Origin of the sequence: Prosthecodimorpha staleyi, assembly GCF_018729455.1 — a bacterium.
In the GTDB taxonomy this organism is placed as follows: domain Bacteria; phylum Pseudomonadota; class Alphaproteobacteria; order Rhizobiales; family Ancalomicrobiaceae; genus Prosthecodimorpha; species Prosthecodimorpha staleyi.
Window position 1 is genome coordinate 450,203 of record NZ_JAHHZF010000005.1, and the last position, 16,793, is coordinate 466,995.

Annotated in this window: 14 protein-coding genes, 1 tRNA gene and 1 pseudogene; 11 read left to right on the plus strand and 5 right to left on the minus strand. The window is 67.9% G+C overall.

Annotation, left to right across the window (positions count from 1 at the left end):
- Nucleotides 1-321: 321 nt before the first annotated feature.
- Nucleotides 322-396, plus strand: a tRNA-Thr gene (locus KL771_RS12630).
- 214 nt (nucleotides 397-610) lie between these two features.
- On the opposite strand, the gene KL771_RS12635 is transcribed toward KL771_RS12630, so the two are convergent.
- Together KL771_RS12635 and KL771_RS12640 are read right to left on the minus strand one after the other, a co-directional pair.
- Nucleotides 611-1,144 (minus strand): hypothetical protein, encoded by a 534-nt coding sequence (locus KL771_RS12635; protein ID WP_261968908.1) that lies wholly within the window; start codon nucleotides 1,142-1,144, stop codon nucleotides 611-613.
- An 88-nt stretch (nucleotides 1,145-1,232) separates the two neighbouring features.
- Nucleotides 1,233-1,520, minus strand: coding sequence for a hypothetical protein (locus tag KL771_RS12640; RefSeq protein ID WP_261968909.1), 288 nt, complete (start codon nucleotides 1,518-1,520; stop codon nucleotides 1,233-1,235).
- Between the two features lie 322 nt (nucleotides 1,521-1,842).
- Between KL771_RS12640 and KL771_RS12645 the strand changes: the two genes are divergently transcribed.
- Both KL771_RS12645 and KL771_RS12650 read left to right on the plus strand, forming a co-directional pair.
- Nucleotides 1,843-2,316 (plus strand): type III secretion system chaperone, encoded by a 474-nt coding sequence (locus KL771_RS12645; RefSeq protein WP_261968910.1) that lies wholly within the window; start codon nucleotides 1,843-1,845, stop codon nucleotides 2,314-2,316.
- 11 nt (nucleotides 2,317-2,327) lie between these two features.
- A complete protein-coding gene (locus KL771_RS12650) occupies nucleotides 2,328-5,078 on the plus strand; it encodes an inositol phosphate phosphatase SopB (RefSeq protein WP_261968911.1) in 2,751 nt (916 codons plus the stop codon).
- Between the two features lie 69 nt (nucleotides 5,079-5,147).
- On the opposite strand, the gene KL771_RS12655 is transcribed toward KL771_RS12650, so the two are convergent.
- From KL771_RS12655 to KL771_RS12665, 3 genes are all read right to left on the minus strand, one after another.
- On the minus strand, nucleotides 5,148-6,251 hold the full coding sequence (locus KL771_RS12655) for a glycosyltransferase family 2 protein (RefSeq protein WP_261968912.1): 1,104 nt from the start codon (nucleotides 6,249-6,251) through the stop codon (nucleotides 5,148-5,150).
- A gap of 169 nt (nucleotides 6,252-6,420) precedes the next feature.
- Nucleotides 6,421-8,304, minus strand: a complete 1,884-nt coding sequence (locus tag KL771_RS12660) for a hypothetical protein (RefSeq protein ID WP_261968913.1) — start codon at nucleotides 8,302-8,304, stop codon at nucleotides 6,421-6,423.
- Between the two features lie 137 nt (nucleotides 8,305-8,441).
- Nucleotides 8,442-8,912, minus strand: a complete 471-nt coding sequence (locus KL771_RS12665) for a type III secretion system chaperone (protein WP_261968914.1) — start codon at nucleotides 8,910-8,912, stop codon at nucleotides 8,442-8,444.
- A gap of 226 nt (nucleotides 8,913-9,138) precedes the next feature.
- On the opposite strand from KL771_RS12665, the gene KL771_RS12670 reads away from it, so the two are divergent.
- From KL771_RS12670 to KL771_RS12705, 8 genes and pseudogenes are all read left to right on the plus strand, one after another.
- Nucleotides 9,139-9,621 (plus strand): type III secretion system chaperone, encoded by a 483-nt coding sequence (locus tag KL771_RS12670; protein ID WP_261968915.1) that lies wholly within the window; start codon nucleotides 9,139-9,141, stop codon nucleotides 9,619-9,621.
- 338 nt (nucleotides 9,622-9,959) lie between these two features.
- Complete coding sequence (murA, locus tag KL771_RS12675; protein WP_261968916.1) at nucleotides 9,960-11,264, plus strand: UDP-N-acetylglucosamine 1-carboxyvinyltransferase; 1,305 nt, start codon at nucleotides 9,960-9,962, stop codon at nucleotides 11,262-11,264.
- Between the two features lie 180 nt (nucleotides 11,265-11,444).
- Nucleotides 11,445-11,702, plus strand: coding sequence for a hypothetical protein (locus KL771_RS12680; RefSeq protein WP_054360879.1), 258 nt, complete (start codon nucleotides 11,445-11,447; stop codon nucleotides 11,700-11,702).
- 245 nt (nucleotides 11,703-11,947) lie between these two features.
- Nucleotides 11,948-12,394, plus strand: coding sequence for a DUF2948 family protein (locus KL771_RS12685; RefSeq protein ID WP_261968917.1), 447 nt, complete (start codon nucleotides 11,948-11,950; stop codon nucleotides 12,392-12,394).
- Nucleotides 12,395-12,507: 113 nt separating this feature from the next.
- Nucleotides 12,508-13,797, plus strand: coding sequence for a histidinol dehydrogenase (gene hisD, locus KL771_RS12690; protein ID WP_261968918.1), 1,290 nt, complete (start codon nucleotides 12,508-12,510; stop codon nucleotides 13,795-13,797).
- 39 nt (nucleotides 13,798-13,836) lie between these two features.
- Nucleotides 13,837-14,328: a UPF0262 family protein gene (locus tag KL771_RS12695; RefSeq protein ID WP_054360876.1), complete on the plus strand. Its 492-nt coding sequence runs from the start codon at nucleotides 13,837-13,839 to the stop codon at nucleotides 14,326-14,328.
- 5 nt (nucleotides 14,329-14,333) lie between these two features.
- Nucleotides 14,334-14,783, plus strand: coding sequence for an arsenate-mycothiol transferase ArsC (locus tag KL771_RS12700; protein ID WP_261968919.1), 450 nt, complete (start codon nucleotides 14,334-14,336; stop codon nucleotides 14,781-14,783).
- Nucleotides 14,784-15,036: 253 nt separating this feature from the next.
- Nucleotides 15,037-16,793: pseudogene (locus KL771_RS12705) on the plus strand (hypothetical protein); the annotation flags it as partial.

A 16,793-nucleotide genomic window follows, 5' to 3' on the forward strand; every position in this document is an offset into this window, starting at 1 on the left:
TTGCGTCCGGACCGCTTGGAGCCGGGGCAGGACGGGCCGCAGGCCGGCGGGCGCCCTGCCCCGACGGGTGCCCATCGAGGCGCCCCGTCGCCGCGCCCCGATGCGGCGCCGGCGGCTCCCGCCCGGCGCTGCCGCCGGTCCGCGCGCGGCCCAGTCACCGCATCGACCTGCATCGCCCGACGGTCGCGACGATCCGGTTCCGGCACTTCTCCACAGATCAGACGCCGCTTTCCAATTCGCCGCCCGATGCCCCTTGCATCCCCCGCCCCCCTGTGGCAGATACCGCCCCACATCGGACCGGCCCCGCCGGCACCCGGGTTCGCTGCGGTAGCTCAGTGGTAGAGCACTCCCTTGGTAAGGGAGAGGTCGAGAGTTCAATCCTCTCTCGCAGCACCATTCATCCCCTTGTTTTTGCAGGCGTCGAAGCAGTCTCCTGGCCGAGAAGGTCAGGGGCTTTGCACTGCCCGGCGCGACAACGTCAGCCGATCCGCAGGCAACCGCGCGCGGAGAGGAAGCCCCCGTCGCCGCCTTCGTGCAAAAGGCCGGATCGGGCGCGTCGCCGCCTGTCCGGCCTTCATGATCCACGGGCATTCGCGATCGACAGCCGTCGTCAGCGCGGCGGGGGGTAGCCGACTTCCCGCGCCGCAGCCGGGCCGGTCATGTTGCAGCGCCAGGTTCCGAAGGTCGTAACCCAACAGGCCCCTTCCGCCTTAGCGACGCGTGCCCGACCGCAGTTCTTCGCAGGATCGCCGCCCGAATAAGCGATCGCCTTGGGATCGCGGCAGATGACCCAGGTCCAGGCCCCCCGAAGTGAATGGACGGATTTCGAGGTGTCCGAATCCGGCATCGTCATCAATTCCTCGCGGCCCTTGTGAGGACGCGGCGCCCCGATCTGGACCGCAAAATCCTCCAGCAACCAGAGTTCGTCAGACGCCGTCGCCTCTTCGCGCTCGCACCGGACGAGGGCCATGACCGCGCCGGACTCGAGCGCGGTGGAAGCGCCGATCGCCGCACATTGCGTGACCGGGTCCCGCGCGCCCCAACGCGAACCGTCGACAGCCATGGTGGGCACCGCGCCAAGACCGAGTATCGCCACGGCCGCCGTTATCAGAATGCGAGCATGCGAATGCGGGAGACGGATCATGTGACACACTTTCGAAGAGGAACCTCGGTCGGTTTGCGGCCGTGACGGTCGTTCCCGGCACTCCGAGACCCGCAGAACGCCGTGACCTTCACGAATTCGGCAGCGATCCACGGTCCGGCAGGGCAGCGCAACCGGCATAGTTGACGACAGATTGCTTGCGGTCAATTCGCATGACATCAATGTCAAGCCGTTGCGGTTTTGAAAAAATCTCTGGCTTCAGCAGCCCGCTGAGCTCCCGGGTGCCACCTGCCGGCAGCGTCACCCGGCCTCGAAAGAGCTCCTGCCCGACCTGTGGATGCTCGTCGGCGTCGCGAGCCCACCGCGGCCCGATGTGAATCCGTAGCGGTGCGGGCAGACCGAGGCTCAGCCATCGCATGCGCCGACGCTCGGCGATCCGACACGCATCGGTCTTCGCCCCCGCAGCGTCCCCAGCCGGACGCGCAGTCAGGAACCGGCGTTTGCCATGCCCCGGCCCCCGGATCGCGAGCGACGCGCCGGGCGTCGAGAATGGACGTGCTCGAGCGGCCGTCTTGCCGGGACCCGGGAGGATCCGGAAACCGCGTCCGCCCCGGGCCCCTGGCGATGGCAGGAAGCGGCCGGCGCGGTCATCTGCTGTTTTCCACGTGTGATGAAACTGACAGAGGCGCCCGGCGAAGCGGGTTATGCCGGATGTCGAACGACACACGTGGAGAACGCCCATGTCCATCGAGACCTTCAAGAGCCTCCTCACCGCTTTCGGCGACGGCATCGGTCTGCCCGGGCTGGAGCCCGACGAGGAGGGCTATGTCGCGCTCGGCTTCGACGACCTGCCGGTGCATCTGCAGTACGAGGCGGACGAGGACGTGGTCGTCGCCTTCTGCAAGATCGGCACGATCGACGAGGACCGCCGCGAGGGCATCCTGGCCTGGCTGCTGGGTGCCAACCTGTTCTGGCAGGCGACGCGCGGCGCGACGATCGCGATCGACCCGGTCGAGGACAGCGTGTTCGTGCAGCAGCGCCTGGAGCTGGAGCGCACCGAGGCGGGGCGCTTCGAGGGCTGGCTCGGCACCTTCGTCGACGTGGCCGAGCACTGGAAGGGCCGCCTTGCCGCCGTCAATGCCGGCGAGCCGATCGATGCGGACTCGACGCCCGGCCCGACGGCCGGCGACGCCGATATCCAGATCCTGGTCTGAGGGAGGGCGCCATGGCCATCGGCATCGAATCCTTCCGACAGTCCGGCGACCGGCTGGTTCTGGCCCAGAACCACGGGGGGCAGCCGACCGGCGTGGTCAACGCCAAGCTGCCTTTCAAGGATCGCTTCGTCAATTTCTTCAAGTCCGGCGACGACCGCTACGGCACGCAGCAGCAGCGCACCGAGAACGCCACGTTCAAGACCGCCTTCCTGCGCGCGCTGGAGAAGTCCGAGGGGCCGGAGGTGGCGCGGCGCGCCGTGCAGATGGCCGGCGCCGAGCGCTTCATGATGAGCGCCAAGCCGATGAGCGAGCGCAAGGTCAAGGAGATCCTCGACGCCGCGCAGCACATCCGCAAGAACGCCGTCGTCTACAATCAGAACATCACCAAGGACTACCTGCGCGCGACCGGCACGCCGTCGCTGCAGCACGCCTTCCAGCAGGTGGTCAACGGCGCGCTGCCCAACGCGGTGATGCGCGATCCCGACCTGATCAAGGCGGTGAAGAAGGAAATCCAGTTCAGCGACAACTATCCGCGCCATCGGATGGGCGTCGACGAGATCGACGCGGCCGCGCGCCGCGGCATCCAGAAATATCTGGAACGGCGCCAGGGCAATTTCGCGGAAGCCCATCCCGGCCTCAACGCGATGCTCAATGCCCATCCGGGCATCTGCACCAAGGACAACGCCTATGGCTGCGACGACCTGATCGGCAAGCTCGATCCGGGCCAGAACCACGCGCTCGGCCTCGAACCGCAGGCGTTCCGGGACGAATCGACCCGCGCCCTGCAACTGATCCGCGATAATGCCGCGATCCTCGGCCGCAACAGCTTCACGCCGGAAGGCTGGACCGCGCAGGAGAACGAGATCGGCGACGCGCTGATGAACCTGCAACTGGTCAAGGCCGGGCTCGGCAATCTCGCCGGCAACGACGTGCCGGCCTCGCAGGTCGGCCTCGACCTGGTCCAGCACCTGATCACCGAAGTCGATCACCAGATCGATCAGCTGCACGCCAAGTTCGGCTACATCCAGGACATGCGCGACGCCGATCCGCTCAGCAACAAGATGGTCGCCTATTCGAACATGCTCTGGGCTCATGCGGTCGGCTTTATCATCGACGACGCCATCGCCCAGTTGCAGCAGCAACCCAATACTGCGAACGCGATCCAGGTGTTGCAGCAGTCCAAGACCAACTACACCCACGCCCGCACGCTGGACTACACCAACGCGCCTCCGGGCCGCACGATCATGCCCGGCCAGGTCGACAAGTCGCAGCATCCCGCCACGCTCGGCAAGTCCAACGCCACGGCGTCGGTGCGCAACGCGCTGAATCAGGCCGGCTTCTCGGATGCCCAGATCGAGGAGATGACCAGCAGCAAGGCGCTCGGCAAGGCTCGCCAGCGCGCCCTCAACCAGAACCCGGACTGGGCGCCGGTGCAGCGCAAGATGATCGTCAGCCGCGACGGCGTCACCCGCACCTACCAGTCGCATATCAAGCCGGGTGCCTCGATCAACGGCCGCTTCGCCCGCCGCTATGCGCAGAACGGACCGCTGGAGCATAACGGACCGAACCATTCCCCGACTTCGGGCATCAGCTCGGCGACCAAGGGCGATCTCTACCACGCCCGCAACCTGAAGGTCAGCGAACTCTACCGCGACGACGGCCACGGCAATCTTACGCCGAAGACCAAGGTGATCGGCCATGGCGTGCTCGACATGTGGGAGATCCAGGACCCGCAGGAGCGGCAGCGGGCCAACGAGCGCGGCGCCACCGAGGTGCTGGAGGCGGCGGTCACGACCAACGACCGCATCATGCAGACGGCCCTGACGCGAAAGGACAACCAAGACCCCACGCCCGTCAAGGTCACGCATGTCAGCGTCAACCTGATCACGCCGGCCAGCATCCGCGAGATTCCGCTGCTGCGCGGCAAGCTGCCCGACTATCAGGAGAACACCTATACGCAAGCGCAGTTCCAGTCCTTCGACACGGCCAGCCATCAGGGCCAGCCGATGACCATGAAGGTCGACGATGAGCGCGTGCAGGGCAACGTCCAGCAGGACCAGGACATCAACGTCCAGGTCGACGTGATCAGCTTCTCCTTCGGCATCAACCCGCTCGCCACCGGCACTTTCGGCAGCGTGCTCGGCGGCTGGGGCAACGTCTACGAACACAACCGCGGCATGATGGTGAAGTTCGTCGGCGATCTCGGCGAGGGCGAATTCGGTTCCGCCGGCACCCGCCCGGGCGGCTTCATCGGCACGGTCTTCGACCGGCTCGATCCCAATGTGCCGGCCGAAAAGGACCTGATGGACAAGATCGCCGACCAGACCAACACGGTCCGGCAGATGTTCACCCACGAGACCTTCAAGAAGGGCAACGGCGACCCGGCCAAGATGGGCCGCCACATCCTGGCGCTGCAGTCGCTGGCCGAAGAGGCGCTGGCGCTGAAGAACGTCACCGACGAGGCCGCGACCATGTCGAAGGGCTGCAAGTCGGACAAGGACCGCGGCGGCGTCACCGACGTGGAACTGAAGCACCTCCTGATCACCGACGACATGGGTGGCCGGATCACGCCGGACACCACCCTGGAGCGGCAGGACCAGGAGAACTACTACGTCGTGGCGTCGAGCTCCGGCCAGTTGGAGAACCAGCGTCTGAACACCGGCCTGGCCGGTTCGAAGGAAGCCGGCAAGCTGGCGGACCGCATCCCGTCCAAGACCGTACGCACCTTCCTGTCGGGCCTCGGCACCTTCGCGTCCGAATAGGGCCGGCGCGGACGACACGAAGCGACGGCCGCCCGGTCCCGGGCGGCCGTCCGTTGCCTGATCGGCCGGTCAGTCCGCCGGCGGCGGCTTCGGGTTTCCTGTCGCAGTCGCCAGCGCGGCTGCGCCGCCGGGCTTGCGGCGGCGCAGCGGCGGTCGTTTGATGGCCGACGGCGGGCGGATCAGGGCACCGTCGCGCAGGCCATGCCTGAGGGAGTCCTTCGGAAGGCGGCGCAACTGGCCGGAGCCGTCGCGTCGGAGCAGGGCCGCGACCCGACGGCGGAGCGAAGGGATCAGGCGGGCGAGCACAAGCCCCGCCGCCAGCCGCACTATGCGCAGGCGCGCCCGCAGCGCGACGCCCGGCGGCAGCGGCACTGCGACCTCGTTGCGGTCGTGACCGCTGAAATAGAGGTCGGCATTCCGGTCCTTGCGCGGATCGCCGTCGGGGAAGTCGCCACGACCGCGGCGCTTCTTCTCCTCGAATTCGTGACGGGACTTGACCACATAGTGGTTCACCCGCCCGCCGCCATAGCGGATGTCGACCGGCCGGCCCTGGACGCCCTCCAGCACCATCGGCGTGCCGTCGGCATGGACCGACAGGCCATGGGAGAGAAACGGGGCGTGGACGTGGACGGCATGGAAGGCGAGCCGCCGGGTGGCGGACTTGCCGAGCCGGTTCATCGGATGCTCCGGCGGCGCGGCCCTCTGGAAGCGTTCCATGACCAGGCCGAAGCCCGGCTTGACCCGCCCCGACGAGCCGAACGTCCGCCAGTTGAAGAAGACCTGGGCGACGGTATCCGGAAAGGTGGCGAGAAAGTCGCCGATCGACCTGTGCTCGTCGAGCAGCAGGAACTCGTCGAGATCGAGAAACACGATCCAGTCGGAACGCGACTGCAGCACCGCATCGGTGAAGGCCCAGAGCTGCGGCCCGAATTCGGGGCGGTCCGGCTGGTGGCGGTACTTTACCAGCCCAAGCGCATCAAGTGCGGCGAGCGTTCGGGCGCTACCGTCCGTGCTGCCGTTGTCGTAGATGACGATCTCGGTGAAGCCGAGCCCCTCGTGATGGGCGATCCATTCGAGAAGGTAGCGCCCTTCGTTCTTGGCGCAGGTGGCCAGCGTAACGGTAACGCCCTCCGGTGTCCGCTGCGGACCGGGGTGGTTCTGCGATCGTGCCATAGTCCCCAGTGCGGTGCGGGTCCAGATAAGCGCCGGACCATGCCGCCTTCCGGCGATCCGGGCAACCATCCATCACGACAAACCACCTGGAATTGCAGGCGGGCCGGCCGGTCCGCCGCAAGCCGACGCAGGACCGGGTCTCGGGCGCCCGGGGCCGTGTCGGGCGCGGTCAGCCCGGGACCCGGTCCTGCCGCTTCAACGCCGTCATGCTGAAATCGCCATGCGCCTGGCCGATATCGGCCTTCGGGATGCGCAGGACCAGCGATCCGTTGTCTTCCACGATCGTGTAGCGCCCGCCCGGCGTTTGGGCGGCGACGAAATTCTCCAGCCGGCGGCGGGCGGAGCGGCCGACGCCCTCGGCGCGGAATTCCAGGTTGTCGCCCTGTTCCTTGACCTGCCACTCGGTCCGGTTCTTGACCATCGGATATTCGAGTTCGGTATTGCCGCTCATCCAGCTGTGTTCGGAGCTGATCTTCTCCAGCGCGTCGAGCACGTCGAGCGTGTTGCGCTGCGCAGTCTGGGGCGTCATCGAGTTGGGGACGCCTGAGAAGTCGAAGTCGTAGACGGCGAGGCGGTCGCCGAACACGTCGAGGATATGCTCGCGCCGGGACAGGTAGGCCTTCTCCATGTCGGCAATCTGGCCGGAGAAATCGAGCCCCGGATTGTCCTTGCCGAAGGTCGCCGCATATTCGCGGAACACCGCCACGTCCTCGTTGGTCTTCGAAAGCCGGGCCAGTTCCTTGACGCCTTCCATGCGCTCGGAGAACGGGCTCTGGTCGAAGATCGAGAAGTTCTTGTAGCACTTGCCGTCGAACATGCTCGGCTGCTCGAACGACATGTCCGAGCGGATGTCCTTGCGCGCCATCAGGTTCTGCCCGCCGGTCTCGAGCGAGTGCCCCGGATCGATGGCGGCGAACTCGTTGCCGACGCGGCCCTTGTTGCCGCCCTTGGAGCCGATCGCGTCGCGGTCGCCGAGCAGCAGCATGAAGATCTTGTTGCGGCCCATCTCGCGGATCGAGGTATCGACCTCGTAGTGGCCGCGCGCATTCTTCACCGGCTTGCCGTCCTCGCCGAGCTTGACGAGTTGCCCGTTGCGCGGCCCGCCGACGATGGCGCCCTCGAAATCGGAGAATTTCTCGCCATTGCGGCCCGACATGTGGGTGCCGTCGAGCAGCAGCTTCGGCACTGCCGGCCCGTTCGGCGGCTGGTAGACGGTCGGCACCAGCTTGAGCTTCTGCGCAAAGATGCCGAACCGGCTCATCAGGTCGTTGGCGAGGCTTTCGCGCATCGCGTCGCGGTTGATCGCGTCCGGGGTCTGCCGGCGCGCCAATTGGTGGAAGAACTTGCCGATGGCCCCGAAGCCGAAGCTCTTGGCGTTCGATTTCGGCAGCGTATAGGTGCGCTCCTCGCCGCGGCCCGAGCCCTGCGCCTCGCGGTAGTCGAGCTTGACATAGTGCTTGGTGTTGAACTTCTTCTCATTGTCCATGACGTGCTTCTTGAGCGCGGGGAAGACCCTCTCGCTCGTCTTCAGGGCGCCATAGACTTCGGCCTTCAGGTCCGGATTGCGGCTGATGAAATGGAACGGGTCGTCCTTGCCGGTGCGGAAGCCGACCGAGGGATCGCGGGCGGCCAAGTACTTGGCCGCCTCCGAGCGCACCGCATGCGATCCGCTCCAGGGATGCAACCCCTTGTCTATGAACGTGTCTGCGCGCACCGAGAAGGCGTGGCCGGGCGTGCTGAGCTTGGCGGTGTCCTTCGGGGTCCAGTCCTTCAGCGCCACGAAGCCCGGCTCAACGCCGCGATTCTTGTCGGCGATCACCCGGTACGGGCCGACCACCGTGCCGGTGTCGCGGCTCGGATCGAACCGCTTGCCGAACGGCGTCATCTGCAGCTTCTCGCGGAAGAATTTCAGTCCGTAGCTCGGCTTGGTCGATTTCTTGACCGTGCCCTCGGCGACCTTGTCCTTCGCCACGCCGCGGGTCTTGTCCTGGCGGGAGAGCGAGAGATGGCGGGTCCGGCTCGGCTCGGACTTGCGGGCCGAAAAGCCGTCCATCGTCCCCGTCGGATCGCTGACGCTTCGGGAGCGGTTGTCACCACGGTCGATCCCGATCGGGACCGACCCGGAAACCTTCAACGAAACGCCCTCAGCCATACCGAAGTCCCCTGCCCGTCCGAACATCCGTTTCCGGATCACAGCCTCAGTATGACGTCTCCGCTTGGTTCCTCTGTCACGGTCGTGACATCGTTTGCGGCAAACGGCGTCTGTCCGGCGACACGGCCGGTCCAGTCGCGCGCTACCGTGACGAAGTCGGACAGCCGGTCCCGCAGGGCGGCCGGATGCTGGCCGGCAAGCGGCACGGTTTCGATCAGCACGGCCATGCGCGTCTCGCGGTCGAGCCCGAGCGTAGCACCGCCCGTGCCGCGCCAGAAGAAGTTGGCGTCGAGCATCGCCTCGGCGAGATCGGCCGGAATCGGATCGGCCGGGGCTCCGAGCGGCGCGGCGAGCAGCAGGGCGTCTTCCGCGTCCAGATAGGAGATGTCGACCTGAAGCGTGTCGTCGATGGTCAGCGCACAGTCCCCCTCCGCATCGAATGCCAGATCGGGCAGCCCGAGCAGGGCGCCCACATCCCCGATCAACAATTGAGCCTTGGCCATGTCCATCGATGCGTCCCCCTCCGGCACCACGATCCGCCGTCCAACCTAGCGATCGAACCCGTCGGGTGCCACCCCGGCACCCTTCGGCGCGCCATCCTGGTGACCGATCGTTGCGAATGGGATACCGCTGGGGGCGATCATGCTAGTCTGATCCGGCGGCGGTTCGTTCGGCGCACTCCCGAAGCCGCCCGCCCGACAGGCGGCATGGAATGGCGGAACGGATGGGAACCCCATGACGGCAGAGCCCGAAATCCTGGCCCGGCTCGCGGGCGGCCTCGGTCTCGAACTCGGCTTCGACGATGACGGCGCGATCACGGCGCAGGTCGCCGACGGCCTCGACGTGACCCTCGACGTGAGCCGGGACGGATCCGAAGCACTGATGGTCTGCGACCTCGGAACGCTCGATCGCGGCGACACGGCCCGGAACGCGATGCTCGACCTGCTCGACGCCAACCCGCGTCTCGCCGCGCTCGGCACCGGCACCTATGCCCGCGACGCAGCCTCCGGTGGCGTCGCGCTGGTCGGCCGACGGCCCCTCGTCGGGCTCGATCCCGATCGATTCGAGGCCTGGTTCGGCGATTTCGTCGACGCCGCGCTCGCCGGACGGACCGTCGTCGGACTGCCGCCGATGGAATCCGAGGCCGCGGAATACGCGGAGGAGCGCGACGACTTCCGCGGCATCCTCTCGGCCGAAGCCCTGCTCGGCCTGTCTTGAGGCGCCGGGCGGGGCCGAATCACCGGAGCGGGGACAGCCGTCGATGACGCGTGGCAGGCAGCCGCCGAGGCAAAATTCCGGCGGAGAGGACGAACGACAGCGCCGCGAGGCGCGGCTGGCCGAGGCCCTGCGGGCCAACCTGCGTCGGCGCAAGGCCGCCGGCCGCCCTGAAGGCGCAGAGGAAACCGATCCGCCGCCGCCGGAGGCGAGCCCCGATCCCGCCTGACCAAGGGGGAAGACGCGGAAATCCGCCGACTTGTGATCCCGCCCTGCCCGGGCTATGGCTCAGCGAAGGGGTGACGCGGGGCTGACGCGGGACCAGAAGGAACATCCGATCCATGGACAAGATCCGCATCGTGGGCGGCGGGACGCTCACCGGGACCATCCCGATCTCGGGGGCCAAGAACGCGGCGCTTCCGCTCATGATCGCGAGCCTGCTGACGGCCGACCGGCTGACGCTTGAAAACGTGCCGCGGCTGCGCGACGTGGCCATGCTGCAGCGGATCCTGTCGAACCACGGCGTCGACTACTCGCTCGACGGCAAGCGCCCGGGCCAGGACCATCTGGCCGGCCAGACCATCCATTTCAGCGCCCGCGAGATCGTCGACACCACCGCGCCCTATGACCTCGTCAGCCAGATGCGCGCCAGCTTCTGGGTGGTCGGCCCGCTGCTCGCCCGGATGGGCGAGGCGCGTGTGTCGCTGCCCGGCGGCTGCGCCATCGGCAGCCGCCCGGTCGACTTCTTCATCACCGGCCTGCAGGCGCTCGGCGCCGAGATCGACATCGACCGCGGCTATGTGGTGGCGCGCGCCCCCGGCGGGCGGCTGACCGGATCACGGGTCGTGTTCCCGAAGGTGTCGGTCGGCGCGACCCATACCGTCATGATGGCCGCCACCCTCGCCCGCGGCGAAAGCGTGATCGAGAATGCCGCCCGCGAGCCGGAAGTGGCCGACCTCGCCCGCTGCCTGATCGCCATGGGCGCCGAGATCGAGGGTGCCGGCACGTCGACCATCCGCATCCAGGGCCGCGACAGCCTGCACGGGGCCACCCATCGCGTGCTGCCCGACCGCATCGAGACCGGCACCTACGCCATGGCGGTGGCGATGACCGGCGGCGACGTTCTGCTCGAAGACACGTCCTACGACCTGCTGGCGACCGCTCTGGAAACCCTGAAGAGCGCCGGCGTCGACGTGACCTCCAGCCCCGCCGGCATCCGGGTCCGGCGCAACGGCAACGGCATCCAGCCGGTCGACGTCACCACCGAACCCTTCCCGGGCTTCCCGACCGATCTGCAGGCGCAGTTCATGGCGCTGATGAGCCGCTCGCAGGGCCAGTCGCGCATCACCGAGACGATCTTCGAGAACCGCTTCATGCATGTCGCGGAACTCGCCCGGCTCGGCGCCCGCATTCATCTCGACGGCCAGGTGGCGACCGTGGAGGGCGTCGACCGCCTGATCGGCGCGCCCGTGATGGCGACCGACCTGCGCGCCTCTGTGTCGCTGGTCATCGCCGGGCTGGCGGCCGAGGGCGAAACCATCGTCTCGCGCGTCTATCATCTCGACCGCGGATTCGAACGCCTGGAGGAGAAGCTGTCGCGCTGCGGCGCCTCGATCGAGCGGATCGGCGGCGAAGGCGCCCGCTGAAGCGCCGCTAGGTAAGTCTTGACCTGCCGGTAAGCATATGCCGTGAAATGCATTTTTCCGCCGGGCCGACTGTAATTCAACGCAACGACGAAATCTGACGGAAACATGTCGGTGCTAGTCATGGTCGCCAACGCCGCTGCCGAGCACCCGACGGGGGCGTGAATTCGGAGGAGCTTGTCTATGATCCGTGGTCTCGTTATCGCCGCCGCCGCCGGCGTGGCGCTCACTTTCGCCGCCCCCGCCTCGGCCCTCGACACCGCCAAGGTCGATGCGGCCGGCGCCCCGTCAACCGGCTGGGAGCACAGCTCCGTTGCGGGCAAGAAGATCTACTACGTCGCCCCGGTCTACAAGGTGAAGGTGCGCCGTCCGGTCTATGTGGCCCCGGTCTATGTCGCGCCGGTCTACAAGGTGAAGCGCAAGGTCTACTACTACTATTGAGATCAGGCCTGCGATCGCGGCTCTTGGCCGCCCTCGCGCATGTCTCGAACAAGCCCGGAGCCTTGCTCCGGGCTTTGTCGTTTTCGAAGGGACATGACTCCGACAAGACCCGCACCGTGGCAGGCTTTCGTTGGGGATCGCGTTTCCGCACCGTTGCGCCGGGGCCCGGCACTTCCTAAGTGAGGTCCGGATCCCAATCGAGACGCGGGCGGCGGTCCCGGGTACGACGAAACGGGTGGCGGAACATGACATTGAAGCTGGTGGCGCTGGATGGCGAGGACCTCGCCGTACTCTCGGCCTGCGTCCAGGATGCGGTGATCAAGGTCGGCGACCTCGATTGGCAGCCCAAGGCCGGGCTGTTCGCGCTGGCCATGAACCGCTTCGCCTGGGAACAGAACCCGGGTGCGGAGCCTGCACGCAGCGGCTCAACCGCCTTCGAGCGCCGCCGTGCCTGCCTGCATTTCGCCCGTGTCGGCCGGGTCCGCAGCCATGGCATCGATCGCCATCGCCCCGGCGAGGTTCTGGTCCTGCTGGCGATCACCTTCACGCCGTCGGAAGGGCCGAGCGGCGTGGTCGAACTGCTGTTCGCCGGCGATGCCGCCATCCGGCTCGATGTCGAATGTCTCGAGGCGCAACTGGCCGATCTCGGCGGCGCCTGGGCGACCGGCAATCTGCCTGCGCACGGGCGCTGAACGCCGGCTCGTCGCGCGGACGACCCGGCGCGTCGGCGCGACGCTGCACGCGGTCGACAATGCCGGCCGCCGCCGCTAAGCATGCCGCGACCTGATCTGACCGGAGCGGCGACGTGGCCATTCGTCTCGATATCACCGATCCCGATTTCGAAGCCCGCTTCGCGGCCTTCCTGGCGACCAAGCGCGAGGTCTCCGAGGAGGTCGACGACGCCGTCCGCGCCATTCTGGCCGATGTGCGCCAGCGCGGCGACGCGGCCCTGGTCGATCTCTCCCGGCGCTTCGACCGCGTCGAGCTCGAAGGCCGGCTGCGCATCACCGCCGAAGAGGTCGACCGCGCCATCGCGGCCGTCGACTCGGCGACGCTCGACGCCCTGACCTTCGCCCGCGACCGCATCCGCGCCCACCACGAACGCCAGAAGCCGGCCGACGACCGCTACACCGACGCGCTCGGCGTCGAACTCGGCGCGCGCTGGACGGCGGTCGAGGCGGTCGGCCTCTACGTTCCGGGCGGCACGGCCAGCTATCCGTCCTCGGTGCTGATGAATGCGGTTCCGGCCGCCGTGGCCGGCGTGCCGCGCATCGTCATGGTGGTGCCGACGCCCGACGACCGGCTGAACCCACTGGTGCTGGCCGCCGCCCGGCTCGGCGGCGTCCAGGAGATCTACCGCGTCGGCGGCGCCCAGGCGGTCGCGGCGCTCGCCTACGGCACCCAGACCATCCGGCCGGTCGCCAAGATCGTCGGGCCCGGCAATGCCTTTGTGGCCGCCGCCAAGCGCCGCGTCTTCGGCACGGTCGGCATCGACATGATCGCCGGCCCGTCGGAGGTGCTGGTCATCGCCGATGCCGGCAACGATCCCGACTGGCTGGCCGCCGACCTGCTCGCCCAGGCCGAGCACGATACCGCCGCGCAGGCGATCCTGATCACCGACGCGTCCGACCTCGCCGACGCGGTCGAAGCGGCCGTGACCCGTCAGCTCGCCCGCCTGCCGCGCGGCGAGACGGCGGGGGCCAGCTGGCGCGACTTCGGCGCGGTGATCGTGGTCCGTTCGCTCGACGAGACCGTGGCGCTCGCCGACCGCATCGCCGCCGAGCATCTCGAACTCGCCGTCGCCGATCCGGAAGCGCTGGCCCTGCGCATCCGCAATGCCGGTGCGGTCTTCCTGGGTCGGCACACGCCGGAGGTGATCGGCGACTATGTCGGCGGCTCCAACCATGTCCTGCCGACCGCCCGCTCGGCCCGCTTCTCCTCGGGCCTCGGCGTGCTCGACTTCATGAAGCGGACCTCGATCCTGAAGGTCGGCCCGGAGGCGCTGCGCGCGCTGGGGCCTGCCGCGATCGCGCTGGCGCGGGCGGAGGGGCTCGATGCCCATGCCCGCTCGGTCGCGATTCGCCTCAATCTGTGACAAGCTCGCGCAAAGATCCTGGGGGGAGTCACGCCCGACATGGCGGAGCCGCAAGAACAGAGGCCCGGAGCCCGGCTGATCGAGATCCATCTCGACGACCAGTCGATCGCCCGGTCGACCGCCGACGTGGAGCACGAGCGCGCGGTCGCCATCTACGATCTGATCGAGGAGAACCATTTCGAGCCGTGCGGCCATGACGGCGGCCCCTATCGGCTGCGCATCGGGCTGATCGACAACAAGCTCCGTCTGGAGATCGTCGACACCGGCAGCGACGGTACCTTCACCCATATCCTGTCGCTGTCGCCCTTCCGGAAGATCGTGAAGGACTACTTCATGGTCTGCGAGAGCTACTACGCGGCGATCCGCAGCTCGACTCCGGCCCAGATCGAAGCCATCGACATGGGTCGGCGCGGTCTGCACAACGAGGGCTCGAAGGTGCTCATGGACCGGCTCGCCGACAAGGTGACCATGGACTTCGACACCGCGCGCCGCCTGTTCACCCTCGTCTGCGCCCTGCACTGGAAAGGATGACGGTGGTGGAGCGGACGCGGCCGAGCGCCGTCCTCTTCGCCTGCTCGATGAATGCGGTCCGCTCGCCCATGGCCGAGGCGATCGCCAAGCACCTGTTCAATCGCAAGATCTATTTCCAGTCGGCCGGCGTGCGCCCGGGCGGCGAACTCGATCCCTTCGCCGTCAAGGTCCTTGAGGAGATCGGGCTCGACATTTCGCGGCACCGGCCGCGCACCTTCGACGACATCGAGGATTCCAACTTCGACCTGATCGTCACGCTGGCGCCCGAGGCCCACCACAAGGCGCTCGACCTGACGCGGACCCAGGCGATGGATGTCGAATACTGGCCGACTCAGGATCCGCAGCTCGCCTCCGGATCGCGCGAGCAGATTCTCGAATCCTACCGCACCGTGCGCGACGGCCTGATGCGCCGCATCAAGGACCGTCTCGGCTGGTCGCCGCAGGCGCATGATTGACCTTCCCCGGCACGGGGTTACCGTTTGCCGATGCCCTCCAAACCGTTGGGACCTGGGCCCTCTTCCGCCCGGGCCATCGCGATGGCATGCTTTTTTGACCATACGAGCCCGGTGGGCCGATTGGGGGTGTCGGTGCGCAGCTCGCGCAGGGCGCGGTCTGGAGAAATCATCCGGAAGCATGTCCCTGCTACAGGCTCCCCAGAACGGGGTGCAGCGATACAGGGTCGGGACATCGCCGGGCGGGGAGAGGCACATGGACAGGAAACTACTGCTTTCGGTCGTCCTCGGCGCGACCTTCTGGGCCGGAGCCGCGCAGGCGCGCGAACTTGCCAGCATGTCGGGCGAGGAGATCACGGCGCTGCAGCGCCGGCTGACCGATGCCGCCTGCTATAGCGGCGCGATCGACGGTCGCGCCAACGAGGCCCTGTCGCGCGCCGTCGCGACCTGTCCGACCCAGGACCCGGTGCTGCGCATCGAGACCGGCATGCACACGGCGATCATCTGGCCGTTCGGCGTCGACCAGAACTGCACCGTCATGGCGACCGGCTCCTACGACAAGTCGGTCCGGCTCTGGTCGCTGCCGGATGGCCGGCCGATCGAAACCCTGCGCCTGCCGATCGGCCCTGCCGAAGGCGGCAAGCTCTATGTGGCGACGCTTTCCGCCGACGGACGCTATGTCGCCGCCGGCGGCTGGGACGCCGGCTGGGACAAGGGCCTGAAGGCCGGCGTCTACGTCTTCGACCGCACCGCCCGCACGCTGCGCCGCCTCGGCGGCTTCGAGAACGTCATGCATTCGCTGGCCTTCTCGCCCGATGGCCGGCGCCTGGCGGTCGGCCTCAGCGGTCAGAACGGCATCCGCATCCTCGACGTGGCGACCGGTCGCGAACTGGCGGCGGACCGCGACTACAAGGGCGAGGTCTACGGCCTGAAATTCGACCCCGCCGGCGCCTTGGTCACCGTCAGCTACGACAATTTCATCCGCCGTTACGATAGCGGCGGCAAGCTGACCGCGCGCGCCCGGCTGCCGGAGACAACCAAGCCGCAATCGCTCGCCTTCGATCCGACCGGCCAGCGGATCGCCGTCGCCTACTACAAGAATCTCGCCGTCACCTATCTGGACGCCCGTACCCTCGCGGTCACCGGCAAGAGCGAAACCGGCGGCCTGACCAGCGGCGACCTCTTCTCGGTCACCTGGGCCAGCGACGGACGCACCATCTACACCGCCGGCTCGGCCGGCAACCCGACCATCGTGCGGCGCCTGACCCCCGACGGCAAGCGCATCGGCAACGACAGCCCGGCCACCAACAACTCGATCATGGGCCTGCAGCCCTGCGGTTCGAAGGCCATCTTCACCTCCTCCGATCCATCGATCGGCACGGTCGATCCGGATGGCCGCGTCACCACGCTGCAGGGCGTGCGCATCCTCGACGCGCGCACCAAGTTCGGCGATGCCTTCGCGGTCTCGCAGGACGGCCGCACCCTGCGGTTCGGCCTCGGCATCGGCGCCAAGGACCCGGTCGTGTTCGACCTCGACGGCGGCCGCCTGACGGATTCGCCCGGCGTGCCGGCCGGCCTGAGCGGCCCGTCGACCGTCGGCTTCCGCATCGAGAAATGGCAGGACGACACCGCCCCGACCTTCGAGGGCAAGCCGATCTCGCTCGACAACTACGAGGTCTCGCGGTCGCTGGTCACCCGACCGGACCGCTCCGGCTTCCTGATCGGCACCGGCTGGTCGCTGCGCGCCTACGACGCCAAGGGCGCCATGCGCTGGAAGGTGCCGGTGCCGGGCACCGCCTGGGGCGTCAACTTCGCCCAGAGCGGCCGGGTCATCCTGGCGGCGCATGGCGATGGAACGATCCGCTGGTACCGCTGGTCCGACGGCAAGGAACTGCTGGCGCTGTTCGTCGACGTGCCGACGCGGCGCTGGGTGGCGTGGACGCCGACGGGCTACTACACGGCCTCGGCCGGCGGCGAGGACCTGATTGGCTGGCACGTCAACCGCGGCTGGAA